Below are 10,881 nucleotides of genomic sequence, written 5' to 3' on the forward strand. Positions count from 1 at the left end.
TCAATTCCCCCATTATCTTAAGCTTTTTTTAAACTACTTTTGCTTCTGAATGCAATAGCGTAACCATCTCTTTTACTTGATCTTGAATATCGCCACTCAAAACGCGTCCTGCTTCTTTTTTAGGTGGTAAATAAATTTCGATTGTTTTTGTTTTTGCTTCTACATCACCTTCATCTAAATCTAAATCATCTAACTCCAGTTCTTCCAGCGGCTTCTTTTTTGCTTTCATAATGCCTGGTAAAGATGGATAGCGTGGCTCATTTAGACCTTGTTGCGCCGTAACCAGTAGCGGTAAAGTTGTCTCAATAACTTCTGAGTCACCCTCTACATCTCGTACAACTGTTACGTTTGTTCCATCGATATCAAGCTTTGTTGCCGTAGTAACGTACGGAATTTCTAATAGTTCAGCGACACGCGGACCAACTTGGCCTGATCCTCCGTCGATTGCCACGTTCCCTGCTAAAACTAAATCCGGCGATTGATCTTTTAAATACTGCGCTAAAATTTTAGCTGTCGTATACTGATCCCCATACTCTACGTCGTCTTCAATATTGATCAGCACCGCTTTATCAGCTCCCATTGCAAGTGCTGTACGAAGCTCTTTTTCTGCTTCTTCGTTTCCTACCGTTACAACCGTAATTTCTCCCCCATGCTTATCTTTCAGCTGAATTGCTTCCTCTACTGCATATTCATCGTAAGGGTTAATAATAAACTCTGCTCCATCTTCTGCAATTTGACCATTTTGTAAAGCAATTTTCTCCTCAGTATCAAATGTTCTTTTTAATAAAACATAAATATTCATTTATTTCCCCTCCTAAAGATAGTTACTTTCCAACAAACTTTGGCTCTCTTTTTTCAATAAAAGCCGTAACCCCTTCTTTTGCATCCTCCGTGTTGAATGCGCTTCCAAAAAGTTGTGCTTCTTTTTCTACTCCCTCGTAATAACGACTCGTTTTTGTATACTGTAGTAATTCAAGGGTCGCTTTTACAGAACTTGGGCTCTTTTTAGCAATTACTTCCGCTATCGCCGTTACTTTTGAATGAAGTTCCTCCTCATGGTAGGAAGCATTGGCTAATCCAAGGGTTACCGCTTCTGTTCCCTTGATTGGCCTGCTTGTTAGCATCATTTCACATGCCTTAGCAGCTCCCACATAGCGTGGCAGTCGCTGGGTACCTGCAAATCCCGGAATGATTCCAAGCTGGAGTTCAGGTAGGCCAAGCTTTGCATCATGCGTAACAAATCGCATGTGACAGCTCATCGCTAATTCTAACCCTCCTCCAAGAGCCGTTCCATGAATCATGGCAATAATAGGCTTTGGATAATTTTCAATATACTCAAATAAGTTTTGACCTTTTTTAGCTAAATTTTCATATTGAGTGGATTGTTGTAAGGAAGTAAACTCTTTAATATCGGCTCCTGCGCAGAAAAAGCGCCCTTCACCTTTTAGAATAATAACTCGAGTTTCCTCAATCTCTTCGTACTTTTTTAGTAGTTGTGAAAGCTCTTGTAATACGCCTTGAGACAGCGCATTAGCAGGTGGGTTGTTAAATGTAATAAACGTTATTCCTTCAATTGTTTCACTATACAAAGCGCTCAATTCTACTCACCTCTTGCTTCAATTTATGTAGAGCATAAGCTCTCCCCATTAAAGCGGAGAGCCACTGCATCCATTCATTAATAAATAGTGTACTTTTTTAGATAGTTCGCTTAATTCGTAACGCTGATCATTCATCACCCATGTAGTGACCGTTTCATCAATCGTCCCAAATATCATTTGGCGGGCCAAGCGAATATCCAAGTTTTCTGGAAACTCTCCTGTTTCGATTCCCTTTTGAAGGATGGTATCAATAACAGTAAGGTAATCTTTTAATACATCATTAATTTTCAAGCGAAGCTCTTTATTTGATTGTCTTAACTCTAACTGTGTGACAACCGCTAATGAATAATCACTTGCTAAGAATGAGAAATGTTTATCAATTAACATATATAGGCGTTCAGAAGCAGTGTTTACTTCAACAATTTCTTCCTGTACCTTTTCAATAAACTGTCCCATCTTTTCTTGAAATAAAGAAATTAATACATCTTCTTTATTTTTAAAGTATAAATAAATCGTTCCATCAGCTACTCCTGCTTGCTTAGCAATCTTTGAAACCTGAGCATTATGGTAGCCGTTTTCAGCAATAACAATTACTGCTGCATCAATAATTTGCATGTACTTTGGCTTATTTCTTTTCAATCTAAATACGCTCCTTTAAAATATGAATGATGATTCATTCATATTTTTATAATAAAGAAATAAGATGATTCTGTCAATTGTGTTTTATAAAAAAAGAGACGACGTTTATCACGTCGCCTTTTTTTGGCTTTCCTTTTCTTCCTCAACGAGTGCTCTTCTTAAAATCTTTCCGACTGCTGTTTTCGGAAGTTCTTTTCGAAACTCGTATACCCGAGGAACTTTGTATGCCGCTAAATATTGACGTGAAAAAGTATTTAATTCTTCTTCTGTACATGATACACCATTTTTTAGAACAATGTAAGCTTTTACTGTTTCTCCTCTGTATTCATCTGGAATTCCAGCAACAACGACTTCTTGCACTTTCGGGTGCTCATACAGTACCTCCTCAATTTCACGAGGATAGATATTATATCCACCTGCAATAATCATATCTTTTTTACGATCTACAATATAGAAGAAGCCATCTTCATCCATGTAACCAACATCACCTGTTTTCAGCCACCCATCTTGTAACACAGCTTCGGTTTCATCAGGACGATGCCAATATCCTTTCATAACCTGTGGACCTTTTACTACAATTTCACCAATTTCATTAATTGGCAATGCTTCGCCTGTTTCAAACGAGATAATTTTGGCATCTGTATCTGGCCAAGGAACACCGATACTCCCTCTAATTCTCTTCTCCCAAACAAAATTAGAGTGTGTAACTGGAGATGTCTCAGTTAAACCGTAACCTTCTACTAACTTCCCTCCCGTTATTTCCTCAAATTTTTCCTGTACTTCAACAGGGAGCGGTGCAGAACCACTAATACATGAATCAATGGATGATAAGTTGTATTTGCTGAGATCAGGATGATTTAATAACGCAATATAAATAGTTGGAGCACCTGGAAACAAAGTAGGACGCTGCTTATGAATTGTTTTTAAAACGCTTTCCACATCAAATTTCGGTAATAAAATCATTTCATATCCTTCTAAAACAGATAAAATGAGTACCGTGGTTAAACCATATACGTGAAAAAACGGTAGGATTCCAAGAATTTTTTCATGACCTTGTTTGCACCGATAAAGCCAATGAGAGCACATTGTTGCGTTCGTTACTAAGTTTTTATGAGTAAGCATAACTCCCTTTGGAAATCCAGTTGTTCCACCAGTATATTGTAATAAGGCAATATTTTCATTAGAAGTAACGTCATATACAAAGGTTTCCGATTCTCTTTTACGCTTCATAATAGTTGGGAATAGATGCGTATCACCCATATGCTCAACTTGAACAGTTATAGCTTGCTGCTTTTTTTGTACATAAGGATATAATAGATTTTTCGGGAATGGTAAGTAGTCTTTAATTGAAGTTGAAATAACATGTTTAATTTTTGTTAACGCTTTCACTTTTGAGATGCGCGGATACAATAGATCTAAAGCAATGATACATGTTGCTCCTGAATCATTTAATTGATACTCTAATTCTCTTTCTGTATACAACGGATTGGTTTCAACAACAATTCCTCCTGCCAAGAGAACTCCATAAAAAGAGATAACAGCTTGAGGACAATTTGGCAACATTATGGCGACTCGATCTCCCTTTTGTACACCTATTTCCTTGAGGTATACAGCCAAAGTAATTGCTTGCTCATATAGTTCATGAAACGTGAGTCGCTTGCCTAAAAAGTGCACAGCACACTTATGTGGATTCTTCTTAGCTGCTTCCTCAAAAAGCTGAGCTAACGTCTTTTCACTGTATGCAAGTGAATGAGGTATTTCAGATGGGTACTGAGAAACCCATGGTTTATCAAGCATACTGCTCCCTCCTTTATTTTTTAAATTTTCTTTCTTCTTAAAGTATACTACTTTTGAATCAGTGATTAGCATGACAAATAGTTATAAAAAAAGAGAAGAGATTTTCACTCTTCTCTTGTCTAACTAATTTATGAAAAAAACAACAAATAAATAAGGCCAATCACTATAAACAATCCGCATAATCCAATCAATACTTTTGCCAATAGTTCCATGTCTCTGCTCCCCTATCCAATTCCTGCACCAATGACAAACGACATGCCAACAGAAATAATCAATGAAATTAAGCCGACCGCGCGATTATCATTTTCAATCTCGTCGTCAATTCGAAACTTTGGTGTTAAAAACTCAAAGATAAAGTAGCTGATTAACAAAAGAACAAACCCATAGATTCCCCAGCCCAGCATTGTAAATAAATTATCATTATGCTCGATGGAATACTTAAAAATATTGGCTAAGCCAAATATTTTACCTCCTGTAGCCATGGCAACTGCAAGGTTCCCTTTTTGAATTTCTTCCCAGTTTTTATATTTTGTTACAAGTTCGAAAATCGCTAAAAATACAACAATACTTAATATAACAACGCTGTAGTAAGCCGCTGATTCCACATAAGGATCTTTCCAAAAATTATCCATTCCTTGCAGCTCTCCTCCCCCTCATCTTCTCTATTACTTAAATTCTACGACAGTAACACCTGTCCCTCCTTCACCAGCTTCGCCAAAACGAGCTGATTTAACTGAACGGTGGTTCTTTAAATATTCTTGCACACCTTTTCGTAAAGCACCAGTTCCTTTTCCATGAATAATAGATACGCGTGGATAACCTGCAAGAAGCGCATCATCTAGATATTTTTCAACTCGACTAAGTGCATTTTCGTATCTTTCTCCTCTAAGATCAAGTTCTAAGCTAACATGATAATCTTTACCTTTTACCGTTGCAAGAGGCTTTGTTTCAACAGGTTTTGGTGAGCTGATGTACTCTAGGTCTTTTTCTTTTACTTTCATTTTCATAATACCAATCTGAACTTGCCACTCATTACTTCCTGTCCGCTCAAGTAACGTACCTTTTTGTCCCCATGTCACAACTTTCACTTCGTCGCCCGGAGACAGGACTCTCTCTTGCTTTTTAGGTTTAGAAACTTGCTTTTTACTTTTCTCCAATGTAGGGACCGCATCTTCTAGGCGTTTTCTTGCTTCAATCAGCTCATGCTCTTTAATCGATGCTTGCTGATTTTTTTGCATTTGGCGTAAATTCCGAATAATGTTTTCCGCTTCTTGTGATGCTTCCTTAATTGTATCTTCAGCTTTCTTTTCTGCTTTTTCATATAGCTTATCGCGCTGTTCATTGAATTCAATAATTTGACGCTGAAGCTCTTGATGAAGCTTTTCAGATTCCTTACGTAATGTTTCCGCTTCAGCTAGTTCAGCTTCCGATTTACGTCTGCTCTCTTCAAGGGACGCAATCATGTTTTCCACTTTATTTGTCTCAGAACCAATATAGCTTTTAGCATGATTGATAACCTTATCTTCTAGCCCTAATCGCTTTGAAATTTCAAATGCGTTACTTCGTCCTGGTACACCAATTAATAGCTTATAAGTTGGGCTTAGCGTTTCAATATCAAACTCAACGCTCGCATTCACAACACCGGCACGGTTATATCCATATGCCTTTAGTTCTGGATAATGAGTGGTTGCAACTACTCTTGCACCGCACCCATATACTTCATCCAAAATCGAAATAGCTAGCGCTGCTCCTTCTTGAGGGTCTGTACCGGCTCCTAGCTCATCAAATAAAACAAGGCTTTCGCTATCTACCTTCTTTAAGATATCCACAATATTAACCATATGAGAAGAGAACGTACTTAAGCTTTGTTCAATTGACTGCTCATCTCCAATATCGGCAAATACGTGCTTAAATACCGCCATCTCTGAACCGTCTAGCGCTGGAATTTGGAGGCCAGCTTGAGCCATTAGTGTAAATAAACCAATTGTTTTTAGCGTAACGGTTTTACCGCCTGTATTAGGACCTGTAATCACAATCGACGTATAGTCATCACCAATCTCAATATCGTTGGCTACCACTTCATCTTGCGAAATCAGAGGATGCTTTGCTTTAAATAACTTGATGTAGCCTCGGTCATTCATCTTTGGTTTTGAAGCTTTTAACTCGTGACTATAACGTCCTTTAGCAAACATAAAATCTAATTCACCGAGTAAATAAATGTTTTGTCTTAGCTCATTTGCTACTTCTGCCACTTGAGTCGTGAGCTCAATTAAGATTTTTTCGATTTCTTGCTTTTCTTTCATTTTCGCTTCTTGCAATTCATTATTTAACGTAACAATTGCTTGCGGTTCAATAAATAGCGTTGCACCTGAAGATGACTGATCGTGAACGATACCTCCATAAGCACTGCGATACTCTTGTTTTACTGGAATAACGAATCGGTCATTTCGAATCGTTACAACCGTATCTGAGAGCATTTTTTGAGCAGAAGATGAGCGCACTAAACTCTCTAGCTTTTGACGAATACGTGATTCAGTCGAACGAAGCTTTTGACGAATGCCTCTCAGCTGTTCGCTAGCACCGTCTAGAACCGTGCCATTTTCATCAATGCTCATCTTAACCGCTTGCTCTACTTCTGGCAGGGGTACCAACTTTTCGATATGTTCTTGGATGATTGGAATCTGGACGTCTTCGTCTTCTACTAATTGCTCAACAAATTGTTTTAATTGTCTCGCTGCATAGATTGTGCCAGCAATATCTAAGAGTTCATTTGGACTTAACGTTCCTCCAATTTCAGCTCGCTTTACGCTTTGTCTTACATCCGAAACTCCACCGAGAGGTGCATGTCCACGAAGTCTTAGAACTGTTGTGGCTTCATCTGTAGCATCCTGCCATTTTAAAACCTGTTCATAGTCTGTAGATGGAACAAGCTGATCTACTTTTTCTTTCCCTAAAGATGAGGCAACTTTTGTAGCTAGCTGTTCTTTTACTTTATTAAATTCAAGCACTTGAAAGATCCTTGGTTGCAAAATAAATTCCTCCTGATAATTATTACTCTTTGTGGCGGTTTAAAAACACCTTTAACTCATCTAAACTATACGTATTTAACACTGTTTGGGGCTTTAACCATCCCTTTACGCCAGTAGATACGCCAACCTTCATGTCTTCTAACATCTCGAGGTTGTGAGCATCTGTATTAATAGCAATTTTCACTCCTGCTTCTTGTGCTTTCTTAATGTGCTCTGCTGCTAAATCCAAACGATTTGGGTTTGCGTTTAATTCAAGAGCAGTATCGGTTTCTTTAGCAAGTGAAATTAACAAATTAATATCCACATCATACCCTTCTCTTCGACCAATTAAGCGTCCCGTTGGATGTGCAATTAAATCTACGTGTTGATTTGTTAACGCGTTTTTCAAACGCATCATAATGTCTTCACGAGATTGTGAAAAACTTGAATGAATAGAGGCAATGACAAAATCCATTTCAGCTAATAGCTCATCTTCATAATCGAGCGTCCCGTCTGGTAAAATGTCCATTTCAATTCCTGCTAGAATCGTAAAATCCGTATATTTTTCATTTAACCTCTTTACTTCTTCTCGCTGCTTACGAATGCGCTCTGGCGTTAATCCGTTAGCTACTTTTAAATACTGTGAGTGATCGGTAATCGCCATATACTCATAACCTTTTGCTCGGCAAGCTTCAGCCATTTCTTCAAGAGAGTAACCTCCATCACTCCACGTTGAGTGCATATGTAAGTCGCCTTTAATATCATCATGCTTTAAGAGCTCTTGATTCTTTGTAAATATGTCTACTTCACGTCCATCTTCTCTAACCTCAGGTGGAATAAATGCTAGTCCAAAATGATGATAGAACGCTTCTTCTGTTTCAAATGTTTGGATTTCACCTGTCTCTATGTTTTCCACACCGTATTCACTAATCTTCTCCCCGTTCTCCTTAGCTAATTGACGCATACGAACATTATGATCTTTGGAACCAGTAAAATGATGAAGCGTTGTAACAAAAGCTTGATCTTCAACAAGACGGAAGTCAACGGATACGTCGTAGTCATAGCCGAGCGTCACAGAAACTTTTGTATCTCCATTTGAAATGATATCTTTAACAAGCGGCAATGACACAAGCTGTTCTCGAACAGCTGCTGGGTTTTCCGTTGAAATAATAAAATCTAAATCCTTTACCGTTTCTTTCATTCGTCTAATACTTCCAGCTTGTGAATATCGAATAATATCTGTCATCGCTTCTAATTGTCCTAGAATTTCTTCAGCAATTGGTAGCATAAATGCAAGTGGTAACCGCTCTGGTCTTTTTCCATATTCCGCGATTGCGGCTAAAATCTTTTCTTCTGTTTTCTTACCAAAGCCAGCTAATCCCTGAACTTTTTCATTATGACAAGCTTCTTCTAGTGAAATGATGTCCACAATGTCTAGCTCTTTATATAACTTTGCAATCTTTTTTCCACCTAATCCAGGAAGTTTTAAAAGCGGTACCAGCCCTTCTGGCACTTCTTTTTTCAATTCGTCTAATACGGATGACTGGCCTTTTTCTCTAAATTCTTCAATTACCGTCGCTGTACCTTTTCCAATTCCTTGTAGAGCTGTTACGTCTTCAATATCACTTAGGCTACGCTCATCGCTCTCAAGCGCTGCCGCAGCTTTACGAAAAGCAGAAATCTTAAATGGATTATCTCCTTTTAACTCCATATATGTAGCAATAGTCTCTAAAAGTTTAATAACATCTTTTTTATTCATTATTCAACCTCGATTCAAGATTTATATGTATGAGTGCGGTCTATATTTACTTGTACTACTTTGACACCAAAAAGCTTTATTTACGTTTGGTCCTTCTTTATTATTGTAAAACAAAAAAAGAGGATTTCAAAAGTATTATGCCACTTCTGAGCAATCCTCTCCACTGTCTATTTAAATTACTTGCTTATACCATACCGTATTCTGTCCACAAATCTTGAATAACAGATGATAAATAAGGTGTATTTTCAACTATATTTGTGGCAATTGCTGACTGCTGAATCGCCGTTTGTACGTCATTTACAGGAAGAACCGCCCCCAGATAGAGTAGAATGAATACGAGAACGTAAACCTCTACGAAGCCCAATGCTCCTCCTCCCCATCTATTCAGTTGACGTAAGATCGGAAGATCCGTTAAAGCAGTTAGCACAGAACCAACCATGCGTAAAACAAGACGGGTAACAAAGAACAAAATCGCAAAAGCTATCATGCGATAAAAAGCATCTTCAAGAAACGCAGGATCTAATACAAATGATGCAACGCTTTGCTGTTGCATATTTGGAAACGGAATTAACAAACGTAGTCGAGGTGCTAAATCTGCGCTAAAAATATAGGCTACAATAAACGCTACGGCAAAGCTCACAAGGTGAACGATTTGTAGTATTAGACCGCGTTTTAATCCAGTAACAAATCCTAACAGCAGCAGGATAACTAAAATAATGTCTAACATTAGAAGTCTCATTCCTCTTTCTGATGAAGTTTTTTTTCTAACATTTCATATTCCTCTTTGAGCTTTACATACTCATTCACAATATTGACCGCAGTTAGAACAGCTAATTTATTAATGTCTAAATACGGATTTTTTTTGCTAATCTCCCTCATTTTATCATCAACAATCGAAGCTACCAGTCGGATATGACTAGTACTTTCTGTTCCAACGATTTTATAAGGCTGACCATATATATCAACTGTCGCACGTGTTTTATCTTGTCCTGACACGAGAAAGTCCTCCGTTCCACAAAAAATCCTAATCAATATCATATCATGAAGAAGACTGCAATGGAAACATATCAATATTTACGTTATTATAAAAAATAGACATTTATTTGTAAAATAAGTTGACTAATCAGCTTATCGACAATGAAAGGTGGAGACATATGTCACACGTTGTTTTAACTTTATCATCTGATGACATCTTCAAAATGAAAACATTTTACACTCCGCACTTACAGGCTAAAGTACCTGCCGGTGCAATATTTACTGCAAAGACAGGTAACAGCTCAATCACCGCTTATAAATCTGGAAAAGTACTGTTTCAAGGGAAAGGTGCGGAAGTAGAAGCTGTGAAATGGGGCAACACAACCGCACCAATTAAAAAGCAAATTTCTAAAACTAAAGCCGTTTTACCTCCAAACTTTAGTGAGCTATCGGTAATTGGTTCTGATGAGGTAGGAACTGGTGATTACTTTGGTCCAATGACGGTTGTTGCTGCATACGTTAAAAAAGAACAAATTCCATTATTGAAAGAGCTCGGTGTCCGCGATTCAAAAGATTTAACCGACCAAAAAATTATTTCCCTTGCTCAGCAATTAATAAAAATTACTCCTTACAGCTTGCTCGTCCTACATAATGAAAAGTATAATACTTTCCAAGAACGAGGTATGACACAAGGAAAAATGAAAGCACTTCTTCATAATAAAGCAATTTTAAACGTGCTGAATAAGCTTAGTCCTGAAAAGCCAGACGGCATTTTAATTGATCAATTTGTTGAAAAGAATACTTATTACAAACATATCGCTAATGAAAAAGCAATAGCTAATGAAAACGTATATTTTAGTACGAAAGGCGAGGGCGTACATTTAGCAGTAGCTGCTGCTTCTATTATTGCAAGGTATGCCTTTTTAAAACAGATGGATAAGCTTTCAGAAACGGTCGGTATGACCATTCCTCGTGGCGCAGGCAAACAGGTGGATATTGCAGCTGCCTCCATTATTAAAAAGCACGGAGTTAAAGGTTTACATTCCATTGCTAAAACTCACTTCGCAAATACAGAAAAAGCTTTAGCTTTAGTAAAAAAATAAAG

10 protein-coding genes are annotated in these 10,881 nt (G+C 37.7%); 1 reads left to right on the top strand and 9 read right to left on the bottom strand.

Features of this window, described 5'->3' with window-relative positions:
• Positions 1 to 28 precede the first annotated feature (28 nt).
• The 9 genes from BFL01S_RS08175 to zapA form a co-directional block, all read right to left on the bottom strand.
• A complete protein-coding gene (locus BFL01S_RS08175) occupies positions 29 to 802 on the bottom strand; it encodes an electron transfer flavoprotein subunit beta/FixA family protein (RefSeq protein WP_061785411.1) in 774 nt (257 codons plus the stop codon).
• A gap of 22 nt (positions 803 to 824) precedes the next feature.
• Complete coding sequence (locus tag BFL01S_RS08180; protein ID WP_061785412.1) at positions 825 to 1,598, bottom strand: enoyl-CoA hydratase; 774 nt, start codon at positions 1,596 to 1,598, stop codon at positions 825 to 827.
• Between the two features lie 48 nt (positions 1,599 to 1,646).
• Positions 1,647 to 2,237, bottom strand: a complete 591-nt coding sequence (fadR, locus tag BFL01S_RS08185) for a fatty acid metabolism transcriptional regulator FadR (protein ID WP_025907840.1) — start codon at positions 2,235 to 2,237, stop codon at positions 1,647 to 1,649.
• A 108-nt stretch (positions 2,238 to 2,345) separates the two neighbouring features.
• Positions 2,346 to 4,034 (bottom strand): long-chain-fatty-acid--CoA ligase, encoded by a 1,689-nt coding sequence (locus tag BFL01S_RS08190; RefSeq protein WP_025907839.1) that lies wholly within the window; start codon positions 4,032 to 4,034, stop codon positions 2,346 to 2,348.
• Positions 4,035 to 4,258: 224 nt separating this feature from the next.
• Positions 4,259 to 4,666 (bottom strand): DUF350 domain-containing protein, encoded by a 408-nt coding sequence (locus BFL01S_RS08195; RefSeq protein ID WP_025907838.1) that lies wholly within the window; start codon positions 4,664 to 4,666, stop codon positions 4,259 to 4,261.
• Between the two features lie 33 nt (positions 4,667 to 4,699).
• Positions 4,700 to 7,063: an endonuclease MutS2 gene (locus BFL01S_RS08200; RefSeq protein ID WP_061785413.1), complete on the bottom strand. Its 2,364-nt coding sequence runs from the start codon at positions 7,061 to 7,063 to the stop codon at positions 4,700 to 4,702.
• A gap of 22 nt (positions 7,064 to 7,085) precedes the next feature.
• Positions 7,086 to 8,801, bottom strand: a complete 1,716-nt coding sequence (gene polX, locus BFL01S_RS08205; protein ID WP_061785414.1) for a DNA polymerase/3'-5' exonuclease PolX — start codon at positions 8,799 to 8,801, stop codon at positions 7,086 to 7,088.
• Positions 8,802 to 8,985: 184 nt separating this feature from the next.
• Positions 8,986 to 9,540 carry a CvpA family protein gene (locus BFL01S_RS08210; protein ID WP_051567055.1) on the bottom strand — a complete coding sequence of 185 codons (555 nt, stop codon included), beginning with the start codon at positions 9,538 to 9,540 and terminating at the stop codon, positions 8,986 to 8,988.
• Positions 9,537 to 9,797, bottom strand: a complete 261-nt coding sequence (gene zapA / locus BFL01S_RS08215) for a cell division protein ZapA (RefSeq protein ID WP_025907834.1) — start codon at positions 9,795 to 9,797, stop codon at positions 9,537 to 9,539. Before zapA ends, BFL01S_RS08210 begins: the two co-directional genes overlap by 4 nt.
• A gap of 158 nt (positions 9,798 to 9,955) precedes the next feature.
• Here zapA and rnhC point away from each other — a divergent pair, with 158 nt between their 5' ends.
• Positions 9,956 to 10,879, top strand: coding sequence for a ribonuclease HIII (gene rnhC, locus BFL01S_RS08220; protein WP_061785415.1), 924 nt, complete (start codon positions 9,956 to 9,958; stop codon positions 10,877 to 10,879).
• The last annotated feature ends 2 nt before the right edge of the window (positions 10,880 to 10,881 follow it).

The sequence above is a fragment of the Priestia flexa NBRC 15715 genome, assembly GCF_001591565.1.
Classification (GTDB): domain Bacteria; phylum Bacillota; class Bacilli; order Bacillales; family Bacillaceae_H; genus Priestia; species Priestia flexa.